At 71.3% G+C, this 25,501-nt stretch carries 25 protein-coding genes; 10 read left to right on the forward strand and 15 right to left on the reverse strand.

Annotated elements, in window-relative coordinates; genetic code table 11:
• Nucleotides 1-10 precede the first annotated feature (10 nt).
• The 5 genes from Afe05nite_RS28455 to pdxH all read right to left on the reverse strand — a co-directional run bounded on the left by Afe05nite_RS28455 (nucleotide 11) and on the right by pdxH (nucleotide 3,832).
• Nucleotides 11-307, reverse strand: a complete 297-nt coding sequence (locus Afe05nite_RS28455) for a type II toxin-antitoxin system VapB family antitoxin (RefSeq protein ID WP_203820309.1) — start codon at nucleotides 305-307, stop codon at nucleotides 11-13.
• Between the two features lie 61 nt (nucleotides 308-368).
• Entirely contained in the window at nucleotides 369-977 is a 609-nt protein-coding gene (locus Afe05nite_RS28460) for a nitroreductase family protein (RefSeq protein ID WP_203820310.1), read from the reverse strand.
• On the reverse strand, nucleotides 977-1,897 hold the full coding sequence (locus tag Afe05nite_RS28465) for an aldose 1-epimerase family protein (protein WP_203820311.1): 921 nt from the start codon (nucleotides 1,895-1,897) through the stop codon (nucleotides 977-979). The genes Afe05nite_RS28460 and Afe05nite_RS28465 overlap by 1 nt, the downstream gene beginning before the upstream one ends.
• A 10-nt stretch (nucleotides 1,898-1,907) precedes the next feature.
• Entirely contained in the window at nucleotides 1,908-3,209 is a 1,302-nt protein-coding gene (locus Afe05nite_RS28470) for an MFS transporter (protein WP_203820312.1), read from the reverse strand.
• Entirely contained in the window at nucleotides 3,206-3,832 is a 627-nt protein-coding gene (pdxH, locus tag Afe05nite_RS28475) for a pyridoxamine 5'-phosphate oxidase (protein ID WP_203820476.1), read from the reverse strand. The genes Afe05nite_RS28470 and pdxH overlap by 4 nt, the downstream gene beginning before the upstream one ends.
• A 210-nt stretch (nucleotides 3,833-4,042) precedes the next feature.
• Here pdxH and Afe05nite_RS28480 point away from each other — a divergent pair, with 210 nt between their 5' ends.
• The 3 genes from Afe05nite_RS28480 to sepH all read left to right on the forward strand — a co-directional run bounded on the left by Afe05nite_RS28480 (nucleotide 4,043) and on the right by sepH (nucleotide 7,617).
• A complete protein-coding gene (locus Afe05nite_RS28480; RefSeq protein WP_203820313.1) occupies nucleotides 4,043-5,158 on the forward strand; it encodes a citrate synthase 2 in 1,116 nt (371 codons plus the stop codon).
• 53 nt (nucleotides 5,159-5,211) lie between these two features.
• Nucleotides 5,212-6,321 (forward strand): phosphoserine transaminase, encoded by a 1,110-nt coding sequence (gene serC, locus Afe05nite_RS28485; protein ID WP_438869081.1) that lies wholly within the window; start codon nucleotides 5,212-5,214, stop codon nucleotides 6,319-6,321.
• Between the two features lie 213 nt (nucleotides 6,322-6,534).
• Entirely contained in the window at nucleotides 6,535-7,617 is a 1,083-nt protein-coding gene (sepH, locus tag Afe05nite_RS28490; RefSeq protein WP_203820315.1) for a septation protein SepH, read from the forward strand.
• Nucleotides 7,618-7,751: 134 nt separating this feature from the next.
• Here sepH and Afe05nite_RS28495 read toward each other — a convergent pair whose 3' ends face one another.
• Nucleotides 7,752-8,243, reverse strand: coding sequence for a hypothetical protein (locus Afe05nite_RS28495; RefSeq protein ID WP_203820316.1), 492 nt, complete (start codon nucleotides 8,241-8,243; stop codon nucleotides 7,752-7,754).
• A gap of 90 nt (nucleotides 8,244-8,333) precedes the next feature.
• On the opposite strand from Afe05nite_RS28495, the gene Afe05nite_RS28500 reads away from it, so the two are divergent.
• Entirely contained in the window at nucleotides 8,334-10,973 is a 2,640-nt protein-coding gene (locus Afe05nite_RS28500) for an AAA domain-containing protein (RefSeq protein ID WP_203820317.1), read from the forward strand.
• Here Afe05nite_RS28500 and Afe05nite_RS28505 read toward each other — a convergent pair.
• The 3 genes from Afe05nite_RS28505 to Afe05nite_RS28515 form a co-directional block, all read right to left on the reverse strand.
• A complete protein-coding gene (locus Afe05nite_RS28505; RefSeq protein ID WP_203820318.1) occupies nucleotides 10,957-12,342 on the reverse strand; it encodes an MFS transporter in 1,386 nt (461 codons plus the stop codon). The genes Afe05nite_RS28500 and Afe05nite_RS28505 overlap by 17 nt on opposite strands.
• 93 nt (nucleotides 12,343-12,435) lie before the next feature.
• Entirely contained in the window at nucleotides 12,436-12,882 is a 447-nt protein-coding gene (locus tag Afe05nite_RS28510) for a MarR family winged helix-turn-helix transcriptional regulator (protein ID WP_203820477.1), read from the reverse strand.
• A gap of 103 nt (nucleotides 12,883-12,985) precedes the next feature.
• A complete protein-coding gene (locus tag Afe05nite_RS28515) occupies nucleotides 12,986-14,431 on the reverse strand; it encodes an NCS2 family permease (RefSeq protein ID WP_203820319.1) in 1,446 nt (481 codons plus the stop codon).
• 158 nt (nucleotides 14,432-14,589) lie between these two features.
• Here Afe05nite_RS28515 and Afe05nite_RS28520 point away from each other — a divergent pair, with 158 nt between their 5' ends.
• Entirely contained in the window at nucleotides 14,590-14,793 is a 204-nt protein-coding gene (locus tag Afe05nite_RS28520) for a DUF2530 domain-containing protein (protein WP_203820478.1), read from the forward strand.
• Here Afe05nite_RS28520 and Afe05nite_RS28525 read toward each other — a convergent pair.
• Nucleotides 14,790-15,611, reverse strand: coding sequence for a DUF3027 domain-containing protein (locus Afe05nite_RS28525; RefSeq protein ID WP_203820320.1), 822 nt, complete (start codon nucleotides 15,609-15,611; stop codon nucleotides 14,790-14,792). The two genes, Afe05nite_RS28520 and Afe05nite_RS28525, sit on opposite strands and share 4 nt — an antisense overlap.
• A 104-nt stretch (nucleotides 15,612-15,715) precedes the next feature.
• Here Afe05nite_RS28525 and Afe05nite_RS28530 point away from each other — a divergent pair, with 104 nt between their 5' ends.
• The 3 genes from Afe05nite_RS28530 to Afe05nite_RS28540 all read left to right on the forward strand — a co-directional run bounded on the left by Afe05nite_RS28530 (nucleotide 15,716) and on the right by Afe05nite_RS28540 (nucleotide 19,190).
• Nucleotides 15,716-17,662 (forward strand): MFS transporter, encoded by a 1,947-nt coding sequence (locus Afe05nite_RS28530; RefSeq protein WP_203820321.1) that lies wholly within the window; start codon nucleotides 15,716-15,718, stop codon nucleotides 17,660-17,662.
• Nucleotides 17,659-18,306 (forward strand): futalosine hydrolase, encoded by a 648-nt coding sequence (locus tag Afe05nite_RS28535; RefSeq protein WP_239118257.1) that lies wholly within the window; start codon nucleotides 17,659-17,661, stop codon nucleotides 18,304-18,306. Before Afe05nite_RS28530 ends, Afe05nite_RS28535 begins: the two co-directional genes overlap by 4 nt.
• A gap of 71 nt (nucleotides 18,307-18,377) precedes the next feature.
• Nucleotides 18,378-19,190, forward strand: coding sequence for a 1,4-dihydroxy-6-naphtoate synthase (locus Afe05nite_RS28540; protein ID WP_203820322.1), 813 nt, complete (start codon nucleotides 18,378-18,380; stop codon nucleotides 19,188-19,190).
• Here Afe05nite_RS28540 and Afe05nite_RS28545 read toward each other — a convergent pair whose 3' ends face one another.
• The 3 genes from Afe05nite_RS28545 to Afe05nite_RS28555 form a co-directional block, all read right to left on the reverse strand.
• Nucleotides 19,191-19,577: a cold-shock protein gene (locus Afe05nite_RS28545; protein WP_203820323.1), complete on the reverse strand. Its 387-nt coding sequence runs from the start codon at nucleotides 19,575-19,577 to the stop codon at nucleotides 19,191-19,193. It abuts the gene before it with no gap.
• A gap of 144 nt (nucleotides 19,578-19,721) precedes the next feature.
• Complete coding sequence (locus Afe05nite_RS28550; RefSeq protein ID WP_275407517.1) at nucleotides 19,722-20,336, reverse strand: HAD family hydrolase; 615 nt, start codon at nucleotides 20,334-20,336, stop codon at nucleotides 19,722-19,724.
• Nucleotides 20,333-20,536, reverse strand: a complete 204-nt coding sequence (locus Afe05nite_RS28555) for a hypothetical protein (RefSeq protein ID WP_203820325.1) — start codon at nucleotides 20,534-20,536, stop codon at nucleotides 20,333-20,335. The genes Afe05nite_RS28550 and Afe05nite_RS28555 overlap by 4 nt, the downstream gene beginning before the upstream one ends.
• Nucleotides 20,537-20,620: 84 nt before the next feature.
• Here Afe05nite_RS28555 and Afe05nite_RS28560 point away from each other — a divergent pair, with 84 nt between their 5' ends.
• On the forward strand, nucleotides 20,621-23,047 hold the full coding sequence (locus tag Afe05nite_RS28560) for a helicase-associated domain-containing protein (RefSeq protein WP_203820326.1): 2,427 nt from the start codon (nucleotides 20,621-20,623) through the stop codon (nucleotides 23,045-23,047).
• Nucleotides 23,048-23,097: 50 nt separating this feature from the next.
• Nucleotides 23,098-24,759: a DNA repair helicase XPB gene (locus Afe05nite_RS28565; RefSeq protein ID WP_203820327.1), complete on the forward strand. Its 1,662-nt coding sequence runs from the start codon at nucleotides 23,098-23,100 to the stop codon at nucleotides 24,757-24,759.
• Here Afe05nite_RS28565 and Afe05nite_RS28570 read toward each other — a convergent pair.
• Both Afe05nite_RS28570 and Afe05nite_RS28575 read right to left on the reverse strand, forming a co-directional pair.
• A complete protein-coding gene (locus Afe05nite_RS28570) occupies nucleotides 24,756-25,145 on the reverse strand; it encodes an HAAS signaling domain-containing protein (protein WP_203820328.1) in 390 nt (129 codons plus the stop codon). The genes Afe05nite_RS28565 and Afe05nite_RS28570 overlap by 4 nt on opposite strands.
• Nucleotides 25,142-25,477, reverse strand: a complete 336-nt coding sequence (locus tag Afe05nite_RS28575; RefSeq protein ID WP_239118258.1) for a PadR family transcriptional regulator — start codon at nucleotides 25,475-25,477, stop codon at nucleotides 25,142-25,144. The genes Afe05nite_RS28570 and Afe05nite_RS28575 overlap by 4 nt, the downstream gene beginning before the upstream one ends.
• Between the last annotated feature and the right edge of the window lie 24 nt (nucleotides 25,478-25,501).

Raw genomic sequence — 25,501 nt, forward strand, 5'->3', positions numbered from 1 at the left:
ACTAACGGTGTTAGCTGCCGACGACCAGGACTCTGGCGTGAATCTGGTTGCGCTGCTGCAGCGCGGCCCGAAGCGCACGGTGCAGGCCGTCCTCCAGATAGAGATGGCCCTGATATTCGACGACGTGCGGGAACAGATCGCCGTAGAAGGTGGAATCCTCGGCGAGCAGCTTGTCGAGGGCGAGCTCGCGCTTCGTGGTGATCAGATCAGCCAGCCGGATCGGCCGCGGCGGAATCTCCGACCAAGCCTTCAGCGTGGTGTTGTGATCGGGGTACGGGGCTCCGTCCCGGACCGCTTTGAAGATCATGCCGGGTTGCCCCCTCTCCAAGAACCCGAACCTGTCGGTGTCAGCCTAGCCGCGCCCGCGGTCACTCGGCTGATGCCGCCCATCGGCCATGATGCACCACCTCGTCCACCGGGCGATGCCCGCGCTTCAGTGACGGTGACCTCTTGTCGGTCGCCCGGTAACCGATCGTGAGCGCGCCGATCGGGGTGTACTCGTCGGGAACGCCGAACGCGTCCTTGAACTTCTGCAGCCGGTGCGCCGGAATCCCGAAGAAACACGAGCCCAGGCCCTTGTCGACGGCACTGAGGTGGATGAGCAGCGCGGCGAACCCGGTGTCGATGTCCCAGTACGGCACCGGCCAGCGATTCTCGTCCCGGTCGGCCCAGCCCTTGTCGGACTGGGCGTAGCGCTCCAGGTAGACCGACTTGTTGGAGAGGCAGACGACGATCGCCGGGGCGTTGCGCATCCGGGTGAGCCAGTCGTCCCACTCCCCCTCGGCCGTCGTCGACCAGTAGAGGTCGCGGTCTTCCGGCGCCGTGAGCACCAGGAAGCCCCAACCCTGGGAGAAGCCGGCGCTCGGCGCCCGCAGCCCGTGCCGGACGATCCCGTCGAGGATCTCCGGCGGGACCGGGCGGTCGGGATCGTAGTTACGCACCATCCGCCGGCGGCGCACGACCTCGTCGAACTCCATCAGCTGCGGATTCCCCAGGTGGCGGTCCAGCTCTCGCCGGGCGCCAGCACGATCAGGTCACGGCCGGTGCGGAACGAGTCGGGCGGGCAGGTCATCGGCTCGATCGCGACCGAGCGGCGGAACCGCTCGCCGTGCAGGGTGTCGCCGGTGAAGATCTGCCAGTACTTGAACTTGTCGTCGGCCCAGACCACGACCTTGCGGTCGGAGTTCGGGTCGGCGATGGTCACCTCGGTGACACCGTTCGCGTCGTGCTCGATCTCACCGAACGAGACGTCCATGACCAGGTCACCGATCGCGCGGGCGGCGGTGAAATCGAACTCGGTGCCGGCCACCGGGACGTAGCCGATCGGCAGCAGCCGGCTGTCCGGCTGGATCCGGGTCTTGCCCGGCACGTGCAGCACGGTGTCGTCCACCGAGACGCCCGGGAGCTGCAGGTAGGGGTGCACGGAGTAGCCCCACGGCGCGTTGGTCGCGCTGTTGTTGACCACCTCCTGCGTGCAGGTGAGGCCGGCCGCCGAGACGCTCCAGCGCGTGCGCAGCGTCAGCCACCAGGGGTAACCGACCTGGGCGGGCAGTTCGCAGGCCACCGTGACGGCGTCGGCCGACTGCTCGACGAGCGCCCAGCGCACCCAGTTGGCCAGGCCGTGGATGGCGTTGTGCCGGGCCGGCTCGGTCAGCGCCAGCTGGTGCGCCTGACCCTCGAACTCGTAGTGGCCGTCCCGGATCCGGTTCGGCCACGGCGCGAGGATCTGCCCGGCCGACGCCGGGGAGATCTCGTCGGCCTCGAAGCCGTCGAGCACCTGCACGTCGCCGACGGAGTAGTGGCGCAGCGAGCCACCGACCTCCACGACCACGGCCCGGTGGCCGTCCGCCTCGATCGCCCACTGGGTTCCGGTCATCGCCGGCACGACGCTAGTCATGGCTTGGACACTATCGGTTCGCCTCGTTCCCGGTCTCGGCCTGGGGCTTGTAACGTGCCAAAGCCGGGAACGCCAAGCCCACGACCAGCGCGAGTCCGGCCGCGACGAATCCGCCGCCGGCCCACGATGCGGTCGTTCCGGTCAGATCGGCGGTGGCGCCGGCGCGCAGATCGCCCAGCCGCGGGCCGCCGCCCACCACCACGATGAAGACACCTTGGAGCCGGCCACGGAGCCGGTCGGGGGCGAACGTCTGCAGAATCGACTGCCGGTAGACCGCGCTGACGAGGTCGGCCGCGCCGCCCACAGCGAGCAGCATGACCATCAGCCACAGGGAATGCGCGAAGCCGGAGAAGCCGATCGCGACCCCCCACGCGACCACCGCGACGATCAGGGCCACCCCCTGACGTTTCAGCCGGCCGATCCAGCCCGACGTGAGACCGGCGATGACCGAGCCGATCGCGATCGCGGCGTACAACCAGCCGACCGCCGAACCGCCGCCGAACCGGTCGGCCGCGACCTCGGGGAACAGCGCCCGGGGCATGGCGAACACCATGGCGATGATGTCGACCGCGAAGGACAGCAGCAGCACCGGCTGGGTGACCAGGAACTTCAGGCCGTCGGTGATACCTCGCAGGCCGGCCGACGGCTTCGGCGCGCCCTCCTCGTGCACGATCGGCGGGATCGAGGGCAGCTTCCAGGTGGCCCAGAACGAGATCGTGAACAGGGCCGCGTCGACCAGGTAGGCCACCGTCACGCCGGCGCCGGTGGAGGCGATCCCGAAGATCAGACCGGCGGCCAGCGGACCGAGCACCCCGCCCGCCGTCGTGGTGGTGTAGCTGAGCGTGTTCGCCGCCGGGACCAGTCCGGCCGGCACGATCCGCGGGATGATCGCCTGCCGGGTCGGCGAGCTCACCGCGAAACCAGCCGACTGCACCGCCGTCAGCGCCAGCAGCAGCCAGCCGCTGTGCGATCCCAGCAGCGCCTGCACGAGCAGCCCGACCGTCGAGATCCAGGCCAGCATCGAGCTGGCCAGCAGCAGCTTGCGCCGGTCGACCACGTCGGCGGCGGCGCCACCCCAGAGCCCGAAGATCAGCAGCGGGATCAGTCCGGCGACGCCGAGCAGGCCGACCCAGGCGGAGGAGTGCGTCACCGAGTACATCTGCACCGGCACGGCCACCGAGGTGAACTGGAACCCGAAGAACGAGACGCCGTTGCCGATCCACATCCGGCGGTAGGCCGGCACCCGCAGCGGCCGGACATCGATCACCCAGGAGCTGCGCTCCTTCGCATCGTCGTCGACGACCTGGCTCAAGGTGCGAGCCTTTCCAAGATCCAGACCCCTTCGGCGGTACGGGCGAAGCGCAGCCGATCATGCAGCCGACTGCTGCGCCCCTGCCAGAACTCGACCGTGTCGGGCAGCACCCGGAACCCGCCCCAGTGCGGGGGCGCCGGCACCGGTCCGGCACCGAACCGGTCCTGGGCCGCTGTGAGCCCGGCCTCGACCGCGGCCCGGTCGGGCAGCACCCGCGACTGCGGGCTCGCCCAGGCGCCGAGCTGCGAGCCGCGCGGCCGGGAGGCGAAATAGTCCTCGGTCTCGGCCCGGGTCACTCGTTCCACCGACCCGGTCACGAGCACCTGGCGCTGCATCGCGAACCACGGGAAGGCCAGACTGACGTACGGGTTGGCGGCCAGCTCCGAGCCCTTACGCGACTCGTAGTTGGTGAAGAAGACGAAGCCGCGCCGGTCGTACTCCTTGAGCAGCACCGTCCGGGCCGACGGTCGCCCCTCGGCACTCGCCGTGGCCACGATCATCGCGTTGGGTTCCGCCAGGCCGTAGGCCACCGCGTCGGCGAACCAGGCCGCGAACTGGGTCGGCCAGTCGGCCGCCAGGTGGGCCTCGACCAGCTCCCCACGCTCGGTGTAGTCGCGCCGCATCGTCGCGGGCGAGGGCGGTTGCACAGTCACGAGCGCTCCCCTGATTACTTTCGGCCTCAACGACCGTAAGTCCGAGCGGCCCTTACGTCAGCTCGGTAAGGATGGGTGTCGCGGAGAGCACATCGCGGCGCCCTGGCCAACCGGGCAATATGAAAGACTCGTAGCAGTTCTTCACAGGGGAGCCCTGTCGACTTGAGTGCTGGATCCGAGTTGAGTGTTGGGTCCGGTTTCAAGCCGGGCCTCGAGGGTGTCGTCGCGTTCGAGACCGAGATCGCCGAGCCCGACCAGAACGGCGGCTCGCTGCGCTACCGCGGCGTCGACATCGAGGACCTGATCGGGCACGTCTCGTTCGGCAACGTCTGGGGCCTGCTGGTGGACGGCCGGTTCGGGCCGGGACTGCCGCCCGCCGAGCCGTTCCCGGTGCCGGTGCACTCCGGCGACATCCGCGTCGACGTGCAGTCCGCGGTGGCCATGCTCGCCCCGTACTGGGGGTTGTCCCCGCTCTTCGACATCGACGACGTGCAGGCCCGCCGCGACCTCGCCCGGGTGTCGGTCACCGCGCTGTCGTTCGTGGCACAGGCGGCGCGCGGGCTCGGCCTGCCCGCCGTTCCGCAGAAGGACATCGACAAGGCCGAGACCATCGTCGAGCGGTTCATGCGCCGCTGGCGGGGCGAACCCGACCCGCGGCACATCAAGGCCGTGGACGCCTACTTCATCGCGGCCGCCGAGCACGGGCTCAACGCCTCCACCTTCACCTGTCGGATCGCCGCCTCGGTCGGCGCCGACGTGGCCGCCTGCATCTCGGGCGGCATCGGTGTGCTCTCCGGCCCGCTGCACGGCGGTGCGCCCACCCGGGTGCTGCACATGATCGAAGAGGTCGAGCGCATGGGCGACGCCACGGCGTACGTCAAGCATGTTCTTGATCGTGGGGAACGCCTGATGGGCTTTGGTCACCGCGTCTACCGCGCCGAGGACCCCCGCGCCCGGGTGCTCCGGCAGATCGCCCGCGAGCTCGGCGCCCCGCGCTTCGAGGTGGCCGCCGAGCTGGAACGGGCGGCCCTCGCCGAACTGGCCGAACGCCGACCCGAACGGCCGCTGCGCACCAACGTCGAGTTCTGGTCGGCGGTCGTGCTCGACTTCGCCGAGGTGCCGGCGCACATGTTCACGCCGATGTTCACCTGCGCCCGGGTCGCCGGCTGGAGCGCGCACATCCTCGAGCAGAAGCGGCTCAACCGCATCCTGCGCCCCGGACTCCACTATGTGGGAGCACCGGCCCGCAAGCCGGAGCAGGTCGATGGCTGGGAGCAACTCCCGCATAATGTGTGACCGTGGCCGAGCCGACTCCGCAGCGGAAGACCGAGGCAGAACCCTTGACTGACATCCGGATTCCTGAAGAGATCAAGCCGGTCGACGGGCGCTTCGGTTCGGGGCCGAGCAAGGTGCGGCCGGAGGGCGTCGAGGCGCTGGCCGCGGTGTCCCGCACCTACATGGGTACGTCCCACCGCCAGAAGACGGTGAAGGACCAGGTCGCCCGCCTGCGCCGCGGTCTCGCCGAGTTCTTCTCGCTGCCCGACGGCTACGAGGTGATCCTCTCCAACGGCGGCACCAGCGCGTTCTGGGACACCGCGGCGTTCGGCCTGGTCCGCGACAAGGCTCAGTTCGCCGAGTTCGGCGAGTTCGGCGCCAAGTTCGCCAAGGCCGTCACCGACGCGCCGTTCCTCGCCGCCCCGACCGTGCACAAGGCACCCGGTGGCCAGGCGTCCTTCCTGACCGCCGAGGCCGGCGTCGACGTCTACGCGAGCGTCCACAACGAGACCTCCACCGGCGTGGCCGTGCCGGTCCGCCGGGTGGCCGGCGCCGACGAGGGCGCGCTGCTGCTGACCGACGCCACGTCCGGGGGCGGCAGCCTCGACGTCGACCTGCGGGAGACCGACGTCTACTACCTCGCCCCGCAGAAGGCGCTCGGCTCCGACGGCGGCATCTGGCTGGCCCTCATGTCGCCGGCCGCCATCGAGCGGGCGTTCGAGATCAAGGGCAGCGGACGCTACATCCCGCAGTTCCTCGACCTGGTCACCGCCATCGAGCAGTCCCGCCTCGAGCAGACCTACAACACGCCGGCACTCGCGACGGTCTACCTGGCCGCCGAGCAACTCGACTGGATGAACGCGCAGGGCGGCCTGTCCTGGGCGGTCAAGCGGAGTGCGGAGAGCGCCGCCGCGATCTACGGCTGGGCCGACCGCTCCTCGTTCGCCACGCCGTTCGTCACCGACCCGACGCTGCGCTCGGCGGCCGTCGCCACGATCGACTTCGACGGGGTGGACGCCGCGGCGATCGCCAAGGTGCTGCGCGCCAACGACGTGGTCGACACCGAGCCCTACCGCAAGCTGGGCCGCAACCAGCTCCGGGTGGCGCTCTACCCCACTGTCGACCCGGCTGACGTCACCGCCCTGACCGCGTGCATCGATTACGTGGCCGAACGGCTCGACTAGTCTCGCTCGCGCTGCGCGGGAGGCGGCAGCGGTGCACGGGTTTGAATGGGTTTGCCCGGCGAAACAATGAAGATCATCTCCGCAGCTCAGAGCAATACCACGGTGTGTCTTCTCCCATCGAGTGACCAAGGCGCGTACCGTGTTCCGAAACGCGCCCGAGTGGCTGACTCTCGGGAGCACAGGCCAACGAACGTGACGGGACGGAGGCAACGCATGCGGCCGGTACGCTTCGTCGCCCTCTCCGAGGACGGTCAGGCTCTGGTGCTCGCCGACGAGGTCGGCCGGCTCCTGGCACTCCCCATCGACGACCGGGTGAGCGGCGCGGTTACCCACGAGGCCCACCCCGTCTCACCGGGCGGCTCCGTGGCCGTGATGCACCCCGAGAACGCGACGGCGTCCCTGTCACCGCGAGACATCCAGGCCCGCATTCGATGCGGCGAGTCCGCGGAGGACGTCGCCCGCGTCGCCGGCGTGCCGGTCGACCGCGTGCTGCGTTACGCCGGCCCCGTCCTGCAGGAGCGGGCCATGCTCGCCCAGCACGCCCGCCGCACCCGGCTGAAGACGTCCGACTCGGGTGCCCCGCTCGCCGACGTGGTCGACAGCCGCCTCGCGCAGCACGGCATCGACACCGAGAAGATCTCGTGGGATGCGTTCCGCCGCGACGACGGCACCTGGCGCATCGTCGCCACCTGGCCGTCCGGCAAGGCCACCGCGCAGGCGCTGTGGGATCTCGACAAGGGCCGCCAGGTCGTCTCCCCGCACGATGACATGGCGCAATACCTGTGCGCCGAGCGCCCCACCCAGATCCTCGGCCAGGACCCGGTGCCCGAGCGCAACTTCCTCGCCGAGCGCAGCGGTCACGGCCTTCCCGGCCCGTCCCGCAATGCCGAGCCCACCCGCGGTGGTCACGGCCTGCCGGCGGCGGAGACCAAGACGCCCAACCGCCCGACCCGGGACCCGATCCGGGCCGGCCGCGATGCTCTGCTCGCCTCCCTCGACCGCCCGCTGAGTGGCGGCCGCGGTCTGGAGACGGCCGGCTCGGAGCCTCGCCGCCCGGTGGCCGGCGGCGCCGCCGCCCTGCTCGGTGGCGGTTCCGGCTCGGCCTTCGACGACGACGCCGACCTGCCCAAGGAGGTGCCCGCCGTCCCGTCACTGGCCGTGCTGCGCCCCCGCCGCACCGTCGGACAGCAGGGTCAGCAGGCCTCGGAGACCGACGAGACCAAGCCTCGCAAGCGCCTCCCGAGCTGGGACGACGTCCTGTTCGGCGGCGGTCCCGCAGCCCGCGAGTCCTCCTGACCCGCGAAGCGGTGCCCAGCAGGCCGTCCAGGCCTGCAACGTCGCCAGGTTCTCGGTCCGGACCCGCCACCTGATCCCGTCGTCGGTCAGGTCACGTCGCCTCGCTGCCGCAATCAACGCCTGCGGAACACGGCCTAATGCAACGCCAGCCCGGCGGCCTGCAGCACGTGTTCCATCCGCAGGCGTTCGAGGTCGCGGTCCATGCCCTGGAGCGGGTCCAGATGCTCGTCGAGCCCCAGGCACTGGCAGGCGAGGCGCAACCGGTCGTCGTAGGCCCGCTGCACCGCGGCCAGCCACTTCTCCGAGTGCTGGGTCGGGCCCGAGTGGCGTTGCCGGGCGAGTCGGCGCAGGTCGAAGGCGAGCTGTTCGATCGACGGGCGGTCGAGCCGGGCCGGTGACTGCGTCGGGTCGTCGGTGCACAGCGTCGGGTCGTCGGTGCACAGCGTCGGGTCGAGACGGCACAGCGCTCGGTCGAGGCGGCGCAGCGCACGGATCCGCCGGCGGCCGTCTCGCGTCCAGGGCCGCTCCGCCAGCACGTCGGCGCACACCACGGCGGCCACGACGCAGGGTAGACACAGCAGCGTCAGTAGGGCCGCGGTGAGCACAGCAATGTGCACGATAGCCACCCGAAGACGCTAAGCCGCCTGACCCGAGCGCCGGAATACCCGTTCGGCCGACCCGGTCTGCCAATCGAGCGGGCGGTACCGTCGTTCGCCATGCGGCTCAACACGGTTCTCGGCGTTCTCGCGGAACTGGCTCCCGCCGCCGGCGATCGCGTTCTCGACGTCACCCGGGGCGGCCAGCCGCTGGTCTGGCTGGACGACGCCGAGCGGGCGCCGCGCCGGGCCGAGGTCGATCGGCTCGCCGCCCTGGACGCACTGCACCGCGACGAGCGCCTGCTCCGCCGGGGTTGGGGGTTCCTGGCCGGCGAGCTCACCGACGACAAGCCGCGCAAGGTCCGGGTTCCGCTGCTGAGCCAGCCGGTCCGGCTGGAACGGTCACTTACCGGATACCGGGTGGTTCCCGCCGGTGACATAGAGCTGACGCCCTTGGTGACCGACCGTGAGCTGGCCGCCGCGCTGGAGGCGGCGCCGGGGGTGGCCGCGCCGGGTTGGCTGTCCGCGACCGGGAGCACGGCCTGGATGCAGACGGCGGCCGAGGCGACCGGCATCGCCGTCTTCACCGTCACTTTTGACCACCGGCACCTGCCGAAGAACCGTGTCGTGCTTGTCGCGCAAGCGGGGCTCTATGTGGCTCGGGACGTGTTCGGCGGCGGGCTCGCGGACAGTCTGCGCAGCTGGGCGGCGCGGGACCTGACCGGGACGGCGCTGGCCGCGATCTACGGCGAGCCGCGCGTCGAACAGCCGGACGACTCCCCCGTGCTCTCCCCGCTGCCGCTGACCGACGCGCAGTCCGAGGTGGTGGCCCGCGCGCGTACCGAATCGATCGTGGTGGTCTCGGGTCCGCCCGGCAACGGCAAGAGCCACACCGTGGTCGCCGCCGCGCTCGAGGTGGTCCATCGAGGTGGTTCGGTGCTGGTGGCGACCCAGTCGCCGCACGCGGCCGAGGTCCTGGCGGCCTTGCTGGCGCGCTATCCGGGCCCCACACCGGTGCTTTTCGGTGACGCCGGGCGCCGGGCGAGCCTGGCGGCCGAGCTCACGGCGGGCGCGGCGCAAGGCCCGAGCGAGAAAGAGCTGCGCGCGGACGTCACGGCCGTCCGTTCCAAATTCGATGAGGTACGGCTACAACGCGCCGCCGTGGCCGATGCTCTGCGCCTGGAAACCACGGCCGCGACCCTGGAGCACTGGCAGCCACAGCTGCCGTCGCTGGCGTCCGACGTCCCGGGGGCCTTCAACGGCGACCTGGAGCGCCCCGGGCTGCTCGGCTGGTGGGCGCGCCGCCGTACCCGGGAAATCCCGCCCCAGCGCGTGGCGGACGCCCGAGCCGCGGCCGCCGCCCAGCGTGCCGCCGCCCGGCTGGCCGCAACCGGCGGCACCGACCTGGCCCCGCTCTGGCCGTCCCTGCACGCCGCCGAGCAGGCCCTGGCCACCGCCGTCGGGGACGCCATGCGCCGGGCCGCCCACAGCGAACGTCGCTGGAGTGCCGAGGCTCGCCGGGGTGCCGCGGCCCTGGCCGCCGCCCTGCGCGCCGGCCGCAACCGCCGTCGCGAGCTGCTGGCGAAGCTGGACGCCAAGCCTCTGGTGCGGGCGCTCCCGCTGTGGATCGGCACCGTCTCCGACGTGGAGGACCTGCTCCCGGCCGCCGCGGGCATGTTCGACCTGGTGGTGATCGACGAGGCCTCGCACGTGGACCAGATCCGGGCCGCCCCGGTGCTGGCCCGAGCTCGACGGGCCCTGGTCGTCGGCGATCCGAGGCAGTTGCGTTTCGTCTCCTTCGTCAGCGACGTCGACGTGGCCGGTGTCCTCGCCGCACACGGCGCCGACGAGCGCCTGGACGTGCGCCGGGTGAGCACCTACGACCTGGCGGCCGGCGCCGGCCCGGCCACTTGGCTGGCCGAACACCACCGCAGCACCCCGCACCTGATCGGCTTCTCGGCGCACCGGTTCTACGGTGACCGGATCGCGGTGCTGACCCGCACGCCGGCGGCCGAGGCCACCGACGCGATCGACGTGGTGCGGGCGCCCGGTCCGGGGCTGGCCGACGAGGTGACCACGGTCCTGAAGGTGATCGAGGACCTGGTCGCCGACGGCCACCGGGGCATCGGGGTGATCTCCCCGTTCCGCCCGCAGGCCGAGGCGCTGGAGGCGGCGCTGGTGGCCGCCTACCCGGTGGAGCGGATCGAGGAGCTGGGCCTGCGGGTCGGCACCGTGCACGCTTTCCAGGGCAGCGAGGCCGACGTGGTCGTGGTGTCCCTGGGCCTGCTGCCCGGCGACCCGGCGGGCCGCCGCCGCTTCGTCTCCGACCCGCACCTGTTCAACGTGATGATCACCAGAGCACGCCGGCGCATGGTCGTGGTGAGTTCGCTGGCGGATGCCGACGGCCTGCTCGGCGACTACCTGACGTACGCGAGTGCCGCGCCGGCCCGCACCGGCGGCCAGATGCCCGTCCCGACGGGGTGGGCAGCCGAACTGGCCGACGAACTCGCCCGGCTCGACGTTCCCGTGCTGCCCGCCTATGCCGTCGGGCCCTGGACGATCGACCTGGTGCTCGGCGAGGTCGGCGTCCTCTGCGGACCGCATCCGGGCGGCCCGGACGCCCACCTGGCCCGCCAGCGAGCCCTCCATCAGGCCGGCTGGCAGCTGGTGGACGCGTTCCCGAGCCGCTGGAACGGCGACCCGCGCCGCGCTGCGCTCGAACTGGCGGCGACGCAGCGCCCGCTCAGCGTCCCGAACTGAGCGCGACGGCCGGCGCCTCATCGGCCGGCACCCGGCTGGCCGGTCCCTTGCCGGCCGGCACCGCGTCGGCTGGCATGTCGTCGGCCGGCACCTCGTCCCGGGTCGCGCGGACCAGCTCGACCCGCGGCCGGCCGGACCAGCGCACCCTGATTCGATCCCCACTCACCTTGAGCTGCCAGATCAGTGCCACCACGGCCGCGACGAAGCAGATCAGACCGGCACACCAGATGCTGGCCGGCACCCCGAACCGCTCGCCCCACCAGCCGACCGCGGTCGCCCCGATCGGCGTGGTGCCGAGGAAGACGAGCACGTAGAGCGCCATCACCCGGCCCCGGTACTCGGCGTCGACGCCCATCTGAACGCGGTGGTTGGCGGCCTGCGCCAGGTAGATCGAGAAGAACCCGGTGGGTAGCAGGATCACCATCGCGACCACGAAGTTGGGGGCGAACCCGACGGCGAACTCGAGCAGTCCGAAGGCCAGCGCCGCCCCGAGCACGAGATAGACGCTGGGCCGGGCCCGGCGCCCGCTGCCGGCCAGGGCCCCGCCGAGTGCCCCGACCGCGAGGGTCGTGGTGAGCAGGCCGAACGAGGACGGACCGGCGTGGAAGTTGATTTTCGCGAGGGCGGCCAGGGTGACCGGGAAGTTGAAGCCGATCATGCCGACGACCGCGATGAGGGAGATCGGCAGCAGCAGGTCGGGCCGCTTGCGTACGTAATGCAGGCCGTCCATGACCCGAGCGCCCTTCTTGGCCGCGGGCGCGTTGCGGTAGAGGTCGGCCGGCCGCATCCGGGTGTAGCTGAAGACCGGCGCGATCGACAGCACCGTGGCGATCAGGAAGACCGGGCCGGTGCCGAAGACCGCGAGCGCGACCCCGGCCAGGGCCGGTCCGGCGATCCGGGCGCAGTTGAAGGTGGCCGCCGAGAGCGCGAGGGCGTTCGGCAGCAGCGGAAGCTCGACCAGCTCGGAGACGAACGCCTGCCGCACCGGGGTCTCGACCGCGTTCGCGATGCCGAGCAGCCCCGCGAACAGGTAGACGTGCCACAGGACGACGGCGCCAGAGGCGACGAGCACGGCGAAGACGATCGCGGTGACCGCGAAGACGGCGTTCGCGGCGATCAGGAGCAGGCGCTTGTCGTAGCGGTCGGCGAGGCGCCCGCTGTAGAGGGTGAGCAGCAGCACCGGCAGGAACTGCAGGGCGGCCACGGTGCCGAGCGCACCCGGCGAGTTCCCGGATAGATCGAGTACGAGCCAGTCCTGGGCGGTGAACATCATCCAGACTCCGACCAGCTTCACGAGCTGACCGGTGGAGAAGAGTCGGTAGTTACGAACTCCCAGGGAGTGGAACGTGGTACTCAGCACTGCCCGCACTAGGCTGCGCCTCCTTCTCGGCCGTACGCGTCTTCGGCGAGGGTTTCGTGCAAGAAATCCTCGGTGATGAAGCTCGGCGACTGATCGAGGCGGTCAGGCTTGGGCGACCTGCTGCATGATCTGGGCGGCGCGGGCGAGCACGTCACGTTCGTCGGGGCTCAGAGCGGCCAGCTGTTCGGCGAGCCACTCGTTTCGCACCTGTTCGAATTGCGCGTACATCGTCCGCCCCTGCTCGGTGGGCGCCAGGATGACCTGCCGTCCGTCGGTCGGGTGCGGGGTGCGGGCGACGAGCCCGCGGTCCTCCAGCTTCCCGACGATCTTGGTCATCGTCGGTGGCTGGACCCGTTCGACGTCGGCGAGCTCGCGAGGAGTCAACGCGCCGTGCAGCTGGAGGCTGGTCAGGGCGGAGAGCTGGCTGAACGTGAGATCACCGACTGCGCGGGTCTGCCGGACCCGCCGGTTGAGTCGCAGAATGGCCTCGCGCAGCGTCCTGGCCAGCTCGTCGGCTGTCCCTCGCTCCGTAGCCACCGGCCACTCCATCACGATTCTTAGCTTAGCTAATGAGCTTGGCTAACGACTATGACTGCCGTCACCGGCCCGCCCGGGAGCGGAGGGACCGGTGCCGGCAGTCAAGATAACCAGCTCAGCTGACCCAGGTCTCCAGGGGACCCCGGATGAAGTAGAGAACGAAGAGCACGGCCACCCCGTACAGAATCGGGTGGATCTCCCGCGCCCGGCCGGTCGCGACCTTCAGCACGACGTACGCGATGATCCCGGCGCCGATGCCGTTGGAGATCGAGTAGGTGAACGGCATCAAGGTGATCGCCAGGAACGCCGGCACCGCGATGGTGTAGTCGGTCCAGTCGATCTGCCGCACCGCGGTCATCATCAGGAAGCCGACCACCACGAGCGCGGTCGACGCCGCCTCGAACGGCACCACCTGCACCAGCGGTGCCAGGAACATGGCGAGCAGGAAGAGCACGCCGGTGACCAGGTTCGCGACGCCGGTCCGGGCACCCTCGCCCACTCCGGCCGCGCTCTCGATGTACGAGGTGTTGCTCGACACACTGGCGGCACCGCCCGCGACCGCCGCGACCGAGTCGACGAGCAGGATCTCCCGGGTGCGCGGCGGCATCCCGGACTCGTCGAGCAGGCCGCCCTCCTGGCCGACCGCGACCATCGTGCCCATGGTGTCGAAGAAGTCGGTGATCAGCAGCGTGAAGACGAACATCACGCAGACCAGCCAGCCCGCCCTGGACCACGAGTCGAGCACGTTGAAGTGGCCGATCAGCGAGAGGTCCGGGGTGCTGACCACCTTGTCCGGCCAGGTCGGCACGTTCAATGACCAGCCGTGCGGGTTGGTCACCGACGAGCCGGCGCCCGCGATCGCCTCCACGATGATGGCGAGCACGGTGGAGCCGAGGATGCCGATCAGGATCGCGCCCTTGACCTTGCGGACGAACAGCACGAGCGTGAGGAGCAGGCCGAGCACGAAGACGAGGGCCGGCCAGCTCACCAGCTTGCCGCCGAGACCCATCTCGACCGGCACGGTGGTGTTCTCGGCGTCCGGCACGCGGTGCACGAAGCCCGCGTCGACGAGACCGATGATCATCAGAAAGAGGCCGATACCGACGCCGATGGCGGTTTTCAGCTGGGTGGGAACGGCGCGGAAGACGAGCGTGCGCAGGCCGGTGAGGACCAGGACGGCGATCAGCACACCCTCGATGACGACCAGGCCCATCGCGTCGGCCCACGTCATTTCCGGTGCTATCTCGTACGCCACCAGGGCGTTCACGCCGAGCCCGGCGGCCAGCGCGAGCGGGAAGCGGGCGACGACCCCCATCAGGATGGTCATCACGCCGGCGACCAGTGCGGTTCCGGCCGCGAGGGCGGCGATCGGCAGCTTGCGGTCCGCGGAGTCGACGCCGGCGCCGAGGATGAGCGGGTTGAGTACGACGATGTAGGCCATCGTGAAGAACGTGGCGAATCCACCACGGATCTCCTGGCCGAGCGACGATCCACGCGCACTTATCTGGAAATATCGATCAAAAGCGTTACGTGCTCCTGCATCGGTGGCAGCAGACGACATGCAGGGTCCCTTCCGAGATCGGTGACCCGCGCATGCTTTCAGACGGAATGACCTGCGCAAAGCCGGGAAAGGCACCGCATACCCACGGATGATCGCTCCGCACGTACCCTGTCGGTGTGACGCAGCCGAAGCCCCGGGTCGAACCACTGGACCCGCCGATGGTCCCGTTCGCGGCGGCCGGCCTCGCCGCCTTCGCGCTCGCCGGTCTGATCGTCTGGCTCGCGAACGGCCCCGACAGCTGGCTGGACACCTGCACAGCCGGTTTCCTGGTCGGCATCCCCGGCCTGATCACGATGCTCATCCACGACCGGAACCGCAAGCGACGCCGGTCGATCACCCACGCGGAGTTCCGCGAGCTCTAGCTGTGGCCGTAATCCTCGGCCGGTTCCTCGTCCTCGACCGAACCGTGGCCGCGGCTGACCGCCACCGCCTCGACCTCGGTGTCGTCGTAGATCGTGGGCAGTTCCTCGACCGGCTGCTCAGCCGTGCCGAGCAGCGCCTCGGAGTGGGCGCCGCAGCCGTGGTCGGCGCTCACCGCGCGAGAGTCGTCGGGGGCGTAGAGGTTGCCGCAGACGCCGAACATCGCGCGCAGCGTGCCGGCCAGCGGGAGGTAGAAACCGCAGGTGCCGCAGCGGGCGTTGCGCGGGGCCGCGGTCGAGATCGGCGCCTCGGGGCCGGCCTCGCCCTCGTACCACCGCTGAGCCGTCTCGATCCGGCCCTCGCGGGACATCACCCGGGACCGGCCGAGGCCCAACTCCCAGCTGACCTCCTCGACCGCGGGGTCGTCGCTGAGCACATAACCCTGGGCGAGCCGCTCGTCGTCGGGCGCGGTCGGCATGAGATCGCCCACACCGAGGTCGCCGGGCTGCAGCCGCTCGTTCCACGGCACCCAGCCCGGGGCCATCAGCGCGTCGGGCCCGGGCAGCAGCACCGTCTCGCAGACCGTCACGTGGCGGCTGCGCGGCACCCGGGTCACCGTGACCGCCCACCGCCAGCCGCGGTAGCCCGCGAGGTGACTCTCGAAGAAGTGAGTCACCACACGGTCGCCTTCGGCGATCGCCTCGAGGTGCTCGCCGATGTCGGACGCATCCACATCGGTGATCGCGCCCCGGGCCACCCCGATTGCATCAGCACAAACCTGGTCGAGGCGGGCGGCGCGAGCGGAGGTCCGAGTCGTCACATATTCATTGTCCCCTACCGGGACAGGTGAGGCACACCGACTCCCCCGAATTCGGCGGCCACCGGACGGGACGCGGCTGGCCCGGATGGGTCAGGATGGTTTCCATGCCGCTGCTTCCCACACTCGGACGCACCGTCGGCACCGGGATCAAGGCCGCCCGCGTGCTGGTGCGCGGTTCCGTGCGCGGCGGGGCCTGGGCGACCCGCCGGGTCGGCAGCGCGCGAGCCAAGGGCGCCGCCAACGAGATCGGCATGATCCGCCTCTTCGACCTGCACGCGCTCTCCTGCGCCGGCGACGCCCTGATCACCATCGGCCTGGCCGGCACGATCTTCTTCAACGTGCCGCTCGGCGAGGCGCGCAGCAAGGTCGCCCTCTACCTGCTGATCACGATGGTCCCGTTCGCCCTGCTGGCACCCGTGGTCGGCCCACTGCTCGACCACTTCCGGCACGGCCGCCGCTATGCCCTCGCCGTCACCATGCTCGGCCGCGCGTTCCTGGCCTACGTGATCTCCGATCACCTGTTCGGCTGGGGACTTTATCCGGCGGCCTTCGGGGTGCTCGCGCTCTCCCGGGCGTACGGCGTGGCCCGCTCCGCCGCGGTGCCCCGCCTGCTGCCCGAGGGCGTCGGGTTGTCCCAGGTCGGCGCCCGCGCCAGCGTCTACGGCACGTTCGCCGGCGCCGTGGTCGCCCCGATCGGCCTGCTCGCCTTCAAGTTCGGCCCACAGTGGCCGCTGCGGGTCGCCACGATCATCTTCGTGATCGGCATGGTGGTGTCCCTGCGCCTGCCTCCACGAGCCGACTCCGACCCGCCCGAGGAGGTCCCCCGCCCCTGGCGGGCCGCCCTGGGCCTGGGCCGGGGCGGGGTGCGCCCGCTCTCCGGCAAGCTGGTGATCGCCACCCTGATCGGCAGCGCCAGCCTGCGCCTGCTCTACGGCTTCCTGCTGCTCTTCCTGGCCTTCGTGATCATGGCCAATCAGCTCGACACCAACGTCCTCGGCCAGGACATCGGCCGCCAGGGCGCGGTCGGCCTGATCGGCGGCGCCCTGGCCATCGGCACGTTCCTGTCCACCGCCGTCGGCACCCGGCTGCGTATCCGCCGGCCGCTGGCCCTGCAGTCCGCCGGCATCACCATCACGGCCGGCGTGGCGGTGCTCTCCGCCCTCTTCTTCAGCCTGCCGATGCTCGCCCTGCTGGCCCTGATCACCGCCATCTTCAGCGGCATCGCCAAGCTGGCTGTGGACGCGAGCATCCAGGAGCGCATCCCCGAGCGTCAGCGAGCAAGCGCCTTCGCCCACTCCGAGACCGTCCTGATGATCGCCTGGGTCTCCGGCGGCGCGCTGGGCATCATCCCGCTCTCCGGCCGCGTCGGAATCGCCCTGGCCGCCCTGCTGGCAGTGGCCGCCGCCGGCCGAGCCGGCTGGTCCGCCACCCGTCTGCACAACGAACGCCTGAGCGGCCGGGCCGACCCCCCACCCACCGACTCCGGCGCCGAGCAAGACCCCGCCGACAACGCCGCTTCCGACCGCCCCACCGTCGCCGGGCACAGCGGCACGGCCGCCGGCGAAGGGCGCCAAGCGGGCGGCGGCCGGGTCGGACCGGACGGCATCGCCGAGCCCACCGATCCCTGGCCGGAGGCACCGACCGTGCCGCACCGCAATCGACCGAGCGCCCCGGCGCCGCGCCGACCGCAACCCGGTCGGCCAGGCTCGACGTCGACACTGCCGACGGGCGACGGTCGTGGGCTCAGTCCCACCCTTCCCGACCTCGCCGAGAAGCCGGATCGCGGCAAGCGGAAGTGGGGCTTCGGCAAGCGCAAGCAAGATCCCGCGCGCCCGGACGCGCCCGCCGCCCCGCCCTCGCGGTCCGAAGCGGGACCGGCGGCGAGACCGGCACGGGAGTCGGCAGTTCCGGCCGACGACCGGCCGACCCAGTCGTCCGCGCCGAAGCCGGACCCGGCGCCGGCCCCACCCGGCTTCCACGTCTACCGGCCCTCCTCGGCCGGCAGTTCCGGCAACGGCGCGCAGCCGGTCGCCGGGGAGGACGACCGGTGACAACGCTCACGCCGGCACCCCCCCTGCTCGTGGTCACCGCGGTGGCCGCCGAGGCCGAAGCCGTGCGCGCCGCCACCGACCGGAGCCGGGTGGCCGTCGAGCCGGTCGGGGTCGGGCCGGCGGCGGCCGCGGCCGGGACCGCTCGGCTGCTCGCCACCGGCCGCTACCGGGCGGTGCTCAGCGCCGGCATCGCCGGCGGCTTCGTCGGGCGGGCGCCGGTCGGCGCGACGGTCCTCGGGGGGCGCAGCATCGCGGCCGATCTGGGGGCCGAGACGCCCGACGGGTTCCGGTCGGTGGAGGAACTCGGCTTCGGCCACAGCGTCCTGGCCGCCGACCCGGTGTTGTTGAAAGGCCTGACCGCCGCACTCCCCGAGGCGATCGTCGGCGACGTGCTGACGCTCGCGACGGTGACCGGCACCGGCGCGACCGCCGCGGTTCTCGCGCGGCGCTTCCCGGATGCCGTGGCCGAGGCGATGGAGGGCTTCGGGGTGGCCACGGCGGCGGCCGACGCGCGGGTCCCGTTCGTCGAGTTGCGCACGATCTCCAATCCGGTTGGGCCGCGTGACCGGGCCGCGTGGCGGCTCAAGGAGGCGTTCGCCGCGTTGTCCACAGCTTCTGAGGCCCTGTGGACAGCCTGTGGATAACCTCACCGTGTGGGGTGGAAGACAGGTGGTGTTTCGGGCGGGGCGGCGGTTCCGGGTCTAGCGTGACAAGCGTGGCGCTTTCACTCGCGGTCTCGCCGTGTCCCAACGACACCTTCGTCTTCCACGCCCTCGTGCACGGCCTTGTGCACGGCGCGCCCGAGGTCAACCTGACCTTCGCTGATGTGGACGTCACCAACACAGCGGCCGAGCGTGGCGAGTTCGACCTCGTCAAGGTCAGCTATGCGGCGCTGCCCTGGCTGCTCGACGACTACGAGTTGCTGCCGACCGGCGGCGCGCTCGGCCGCGGGTGTGGCCCACTCGTGCTCGCCCGCACCCCCGAGCAGGAGGTCACCGGAGCCACGGTGGCCGTCCCGGGTGACCGCACCACGGCGTACCTCTTGTTCCGCCTGTGGGCCGAGGGCAAGCAGCCGGCCAAGATCGAGGTGGTTCCGTTCCACCAGATCATGCCGGGGGTCGCCGACGGGAGGTACGACGTCGGCCTGGTCATCCACGAGGCGCGGTTCACCTATCAGCGTTTCGGTCTGATCGCGTTGGCCGATCTCGGCGAGTGGTGGGAGGGCGACACCGGCCTGCCGATCCCGCTCGGTGCGATCCTGGCCCGCAAGGGCGCTGTCGACCCGGCACAGGCGACCGAGTGGATCCGCAACTCGGTGAGCATGGCCTGGGCCAATCCGGCCGCCAGTCAGGAGTTCATCCTGGCCAACGCCCAGGAGATGGAGCCCGAGGTGGTGCAGCAGCACATCGATCTGTACGTCAACGAGTTCACCCTGGAACTGGGCCGGGACGGACTCGCCGCCGCCGACGCCCTGCTTCAGCGTTCAGCGGCGGCGGGTATCACGCCGTCGGTCAAACCGTTCCTCTGATCAGGCCTCGAACTCTCGCGCCACCGCGTGGACCAGCTGCGCGATCTTTGCCGAGGTCTTCTTGTCGGGGTGGCGACCTCGGGACAGCCCCGGCTGCACCTGCTGCTCCAGCACCTTGATCATGTCTTCGATCATGCCGTGCAGCTCTTCGGCCGGGCGCCGCCGCAGCTCCGCCAGGGACGGCGGCGCGTCGAGCAGCTTCACGCCCATCGCCTGCGCGCCCTTACGGCTGTCCACGACACCGAACTCGACTCGTTGACCGGACTTCAACTCGGCCGTTCCGTCCGGCAGCGCACCCTTGGGCAGGAAGACATCCCCACCCTCATCGCTGGTGACGAAGCCGAATCCCTTCGCCGCGTCGTACCACTTCACTCGACCCGTGGGCACCGCTGACCTCAACTTCACTGGTGAGGATTACTCAGGGCGATGGAGACCTGGGCGCGAACGGTGCGGCTACGCGCGGGTCGAGGTGGGCCCTGAACAACCCTCAAATGGAAACAACCGCTCACCCAAGGCTACTGAAGGTGGGCACTACGGCCCAACTGCAATCTCAGTCAGCAGGTCGGGAAACGGGACGAGGTCGGGCAGGACGTACGAAGCGCCAGCGGCACGGAGGTCCGTCGCGTCGCAGGGGCCGGTGGTGACGCCGATTCCGGGGACGCCGGCGGTGCGGGCCGCGACCATGTCGGCCGTGTGATCGCCCACATACCACCGCACGCCGTGTTCGGTCAGGGCCGCCGCTTTGCCCTCGGCGAACAGGTCGCCGGCCAACTCGTCGACGACGATGCCGAAGTGATCGAAGTGCATCCGGGCCAACCGGCCCAGCTTCGAAGTGACCACGACCACGCGCAGCCCGTGTGCTCGCACGGCGGCCAAGGCCTCGATCGCGCCCGGCGTGGGGACGGTCGGGGTGATCGCGTAATCCGGGTAGAGGTCCCGGTAGGTGGTGACCGCCTCTTCGACGTCCTCGGCCGGGAACCATTCGCTCAGCTCGGTGCGCAGCGGCGGCCCGAGCCGGCTGACCGCCAGGTCGGCGTCGACGAAGACGCCGGTCTTGGCGGTCAGCGCCCGATAGGCGGCGCGGATCCCCGGCCGGGAGTCGATCAAGGTCATATCAAGATCGAAACCAACCGCGGGTACGGTCACGCGGGTGTCGACGGGATGTAGTTCAGGTTGTCCACGGGCAGCGGGAAAGTCTGGTCGTCGCCGAACGGCGACGGAGCGGCGGCCCGATCCGAGATCAGCTCGGAGACGTTCAGGTGGCCTTTCATCGACACCGACTGCGCCCGCCGAGCCCCGGCACCCCCACGCACCTCTGTACCCGGCATCTTGTTCTGAGCGGCCACGGATCTCCCCTTCAGGTGTTCAGTGAGCCGGACGCCTCGCCCGGACACTTCAATATCGTCCCACGGCGGCTAGCGTTGAACACGATGGCCACCACATTCGCCGATCAACTCCGGTCGCTCACTGACGAGGCGCTGGGCGCGCTCGTACAGCTGCGCCCCGACCTCGTCGTGCCCGTGCCCGCCGACATCTCGGCGCTGGCCGTGCGCGCCCAGTCCCGGGGCTCGGTCGCCCGCTGCCTGGACGGCCTCGACGAGTTCACCCTGCGCATCCTCGACGCGGCCCGGCTGACCCGCTCCGCCGACACCGCCCTGACCTCCGTCGACGCCATCCTCGAGCTGGCCGGCGGCACCTCGGCCGACGACGTACGCGTCGCGATCGACCGGCTCCGCGTCCGTTTCCTGCTGCACGGCCCGCCGGAGGCGATGGCCGTCGTGGGCGCCGTCGACGAGGTCACCTCGCCCTACCCGGCCGGTCTGGGCCGGCCCGCCGATTTCCTCGACCCGCGGGCCGCCGCGCTCTGCGCCGACAAGGCCAAGCTGCGCCGCACCGTGCTGGCCGCCCCGGCGGGGGCCCGCGCCGTGCTCGACCGGCTCGCCGCCGGACCGCCGATCGGTGCGCTGACCCGCGACACCGTGGCCGAGCCGGTGCGCTGGCTGGTCGAGCAGCACATCCTGGTGCCGATCTCGGAGGCCGGCCGGGCCCCGAACGCCGACGGCGAGCTGGTCGAGCTGCCCCGTGAGGTCGGCATGCTGCTGCGCCGCGAGGCCGGTCCGCTCGGCGAGCTGCGCCCGTTCCCGCCGCTGCCGGAGGGGTCGGCGCGGGACCCGAAAGCGGTGGACTCGGCCGGCGCCGGGCAGACGATGGAGGCCGTCCGCAGTGCCGAGGCGCTGCTCGAGGCCCTTGCCACGGAGGCCGCACCGGTGCTGCGAGCCGGCGGTCTCGGCGTGCGGGAGCTGCGCCGGCTGGCCCGCGCGGCCGGCCTCGACGAGGTCGCCGCCGCGCTGCTCATCGAGATCACCTACACCGCCGGCCTGCTCGGCGAGACCGACGCGACCGGCACCTCCCGCTCGGTGACGGTGAGCCGGGCGGGCGGCGCGGCCGACGAGATCTTCCTGCCGACCGGCGCGTTCGACCTGTGGCGGGCGCTCAGCATCGCTCAGCGCTGGCACACCCTGGCCCGAGCGTGGCTGTCGATGAGCCGGCAGCCGAGCCTGGTCGGCGCCCGCGACGAGCGGGACCGGCCGATAAACGCCCTCGCCCCGGAGGCGGAGCGGGCCGGTGCGCCGCAGGCCCGCCGGGAGGCGCTGCTCGTGCTCGCCGATCTCGAGGCGGGCACCGCCCCGGCCGTCGACGAGGTGCTCGAGCTGCTGGCCTGGCAGGCCCCCCGACGCGCGCGCGGCCGGGAAGGGGCGCATCGGGACGCGCTGTCCGGGGCCGCCCTGCTCGGCGTGACCGCGCTCGGGGCGCTCACGTCGTACGCGAGGTTGCTGCTCGAGGATCCGGACGACGACGAGAACGATCCGCTGGGCGTGCGGGCGACCGCCTCGGCGGCGCCGCATGACGCGGTACGCATCCTGGACGCGCTGCTCCCGGCCCCGGTCGAGCACGTGCTGCTGCAGGCCGACCTGTCGGTGGTGGTGCCCGGACCACCCGAGCCGGAGTTGGCCGGTGAGCTCGATGTCATCGCCGAGCCGGAGTCGGCCGGTGGCGCCAGCGTCTTCCGGGTCACCCCGGCCAGCGTGCGGCGGGCCCTCGACGTCGGCTACACGGCGGCCGACCTGCACTCGTTGTTCCGGCGCCGGTCGCGCACGCCGGTGCCGCAGACCCTGACCTACATGATCGACGACGCCGCCCGCCGGCACGGTGGGTTGCGTGCCGGGTCGGCCGGGTCCTACCTGCGCAGCGACGACGAGGCACTGGTCGCCGAGGTGCTCGCGGACAAGCGACTCGCCCCGCTCGGGCTGCGTCAGATCGCGCCGACCGTGCTGGTCAGCCCGCTTCCGGTGGCCCGGCTGCTGACGCAACTGCGCGACGGCGGTTTCGCCCCGGTCGCCGAGGACGCGGGCGGTGCGGCCGTGCTGTCCCGGCCCAAGGTCCGGCGGGCTCCCACCCGTACCACCCTGGCCGGTCGACCGGCCGAGCAGGCCGGGCCCCCGGTCCTCGCCGGACCTCGTCTCGCCGGGGTGGTCGAGCAATTGCGCCGGGGCGACATCGCCACCCGCGCGGCTCGCCGCGCGCCCGTCACCGTGCGCGCCGCCAATGGGCAGAGCGTGACCGGTCTCACCTCGGTGCAGCGGCACGGCGAGGCGATGGCGGTGCTCCAGCAGGCGGTCCGCGACAAGGCGCGGGTGTGGGTCGGTTATGTCGACTCGCACGGCGCCACCCTGTCGCGGCTGGTACGCCCGGTGTCGTTGAGCGCCGGCTACCTGCGCGCCGAGGACGAGCGGACCGAGACGCTGCACACGTTCGCCCTGCACCGGATCACCGCGGCGGTCACCGACGAGGAATGAGCCGGCTGCCGTGGCAAACTGGAGGGTCGGCTTCAAAAGGGGGATTTCCGGTGAGCGACGGACCACTGATCGTGCAGTCGGACAAGACGCTGCTGCTGGAGGTTGATCATCCGGACGCGAAGGCGTGCCGCATGGCCATCGCGCCGTTCGCCGAGCTGGAACGTTCGCCGGAGCACGTGCACACCTACCGGTTGACGCCGCTCGGTCTGTGGAACGCGCGGGCCGCCGGGCACGACGCCGAGAGCGTGGTCGACTCGTTGATCAAGTTCTCCCGCTACCCGGTGCCCAACGCGCTGCTGGTCGACGTGGCCGAGACGATGGACCGCTACGGCCGCCTGCAACTGGTCAACGACCCGGCCAACGGCCTCGTGCTGCGCGGCCTCGACAAGATCGTGCTGGTCGAGGTGGCCAAGTCGAAGAAGCTGGCCGGCATGCTCGGCGCCCGCCTCGACGACGAGACCATCGTGGTGCACCCGTCCGAGCGTGGCCGCCTCAAGCAGGCGCTGCTCAAGCTGGGCTGGCCGGCCGAGGACCTGGCCGGTTACGTCGACGGCGAGGCGCATGAGATCTCCCTCGCCGAGAACGGCTGGACGCTGCGGTCATACCAGCAGGAGGCAGTCGACGGCTTCTGGGCCGGTGGCTCCGGCGTGGTCGTGCTCCCGTGCGGCGCCGGCAAGACGCTCGTCGGGGCGGCCGCGATGGCGACCGCCAAGGCCACCACGCTGATCCTGGTGACCAACACGGTGGCCGGCCGGCAGTGGAAGCGGGAGCTGATCGCCCGCACCTCGCTCACCGAGGAGGAGATCGGCGAATACAGCGGCGAGCGCAAGGAGATCCGCCCGGTCACCATCGCGACCTACCAGGTGCTGACCTCCCGGCGCGGCGGCGCGTTCACCCACCTCGACCTGTTCGGCGCCCGCGACTGGGGCCTGGTCGTCTACGACGAGGTCCACCTGCTGCCGGCGCCGATCTTCCGGTTCACCGCCGACCTGCAGGCCCGCCGCCGGCTCGGCCTCACCGCGACCCTGGTGCGCGAGGACGGCCGCGAGGGCGACGTCTTCTCCCTCATCGGTCCCAAGCGCTACGACGCGCCCTGGAAGGACATCGAGGCGCAGGGCTGGATCGCGCCGGCCGAGTGCGTCGAGGTGCGGGTCACCCTCACCGAGGCGGAGCGGATGACGTACGCGGTGACCGACGCCGAGGAGCGTTACAAAGCCGCCGCCACCGCGCGCACCAAACTGCCCGTGGTGAAGGCCCTGGTCGACAAGCACCCCGACGAGCAGGTGCTGGTCATCGGCGGCTTCCTCGACCAGTTGCACACCCTCGGGGAATACCTGGACGCCCCGATCGTCGAGGGGTCGACCACCAACAAGGAGCGGGAACGGCTGTTCGACGCGTTCCGGGCGGGCTCGCTGAAGACTCTGGTGCTGTCCAAGGTCGGCAACTTCTCGATCGACCTGCCCGAGGCGGCGGTGGCGATCCAGGTGTCCGGCACGTTCGGCTCGCGGCAGGAGGAGGCGCAGCGGCTCGGCCGGGTGCTGCGCCCCAAGGCGGACGGGCGGCAGGCGCACTTCTACACGGTCGTGTCCCGCGACACGATCGACACCGAGTACGCCGCGCATCGGCAGCGTTTCCTGGCCGAGCAGGGCTACGCGTACACCATCGTGGACGCCGACGACGTGCTCGGCCCGCCGCTCCCGCAGATCGACTAGGGACCGGAGGTCGCCGCCGACGGAGCCGGGACCTCGTGGGTCGACGATTGCGCGAAGAAGGCGAACGCGCAGAAGAAGAGCACGAGCAGCAACCCGACGGCCCCGGCGAGCAACCACTGCCAGCTGAATCTCCGCTTGGCCGGGGCCGCCGGGGCCGGCCCGAACTCCTCGTGCGCGGCGGCCGCCACCACGTCGGGGGTGCCGAGCCGCTCGAGCACCTCGATCAGCTCACCCTCACTCTGCAGGTTGCGCTCGGCCCGCTCGCTGGCGATGTGCGCGGCCAGGTCGGCGAGCAGTTCGCGGCGCTGCAGCACGGGGAGTCCGGCCAGCCGGACGTCTACCTCGTGCAGGTACTCCGCGACGACGTCGGTGTTCTTGGTGGTCATGCTGCTTCACCGGTCCCCACGAGACGGTCGACGGTCTGACGGAACGAAACCCATTCGGTGCGGAAGTGCTCGAGCGCGGTGCGCCCGTCGGTGGTGAGCGCGTAGTAGCGCCGGGGCGGCCCGGCCGGCGACTCGGCCCACTTGCTGTCGAGCCAGCCCACCCGGCGCAGGCGGGACAGCAGCGGATAAATGGTGCCCTCGCTGGCCGCGAGATTGGGCTCCTCGCCGAAGCGGCGGACTATCTCGGTGCCGTAGCGATGCTCGTGCTCGACCATGGCCAGCACGCAGAACTCCAAGGTCCCGCGGCGGAGGCTGGTCGCCAGTTCTGCCATGCGAGACACAGTACCTTGCGATGC

Origin of the sequence: Paractinoplanes ferrugineus, assembly GCF_016862195.1 — a bacterium.
Lineage (GTDB): Bacteria > Actinomycetota > Actinomycetes > Mycobacteriales > Micromonosporaceae > Actinoplanes > Actinoplanes ferrugineus.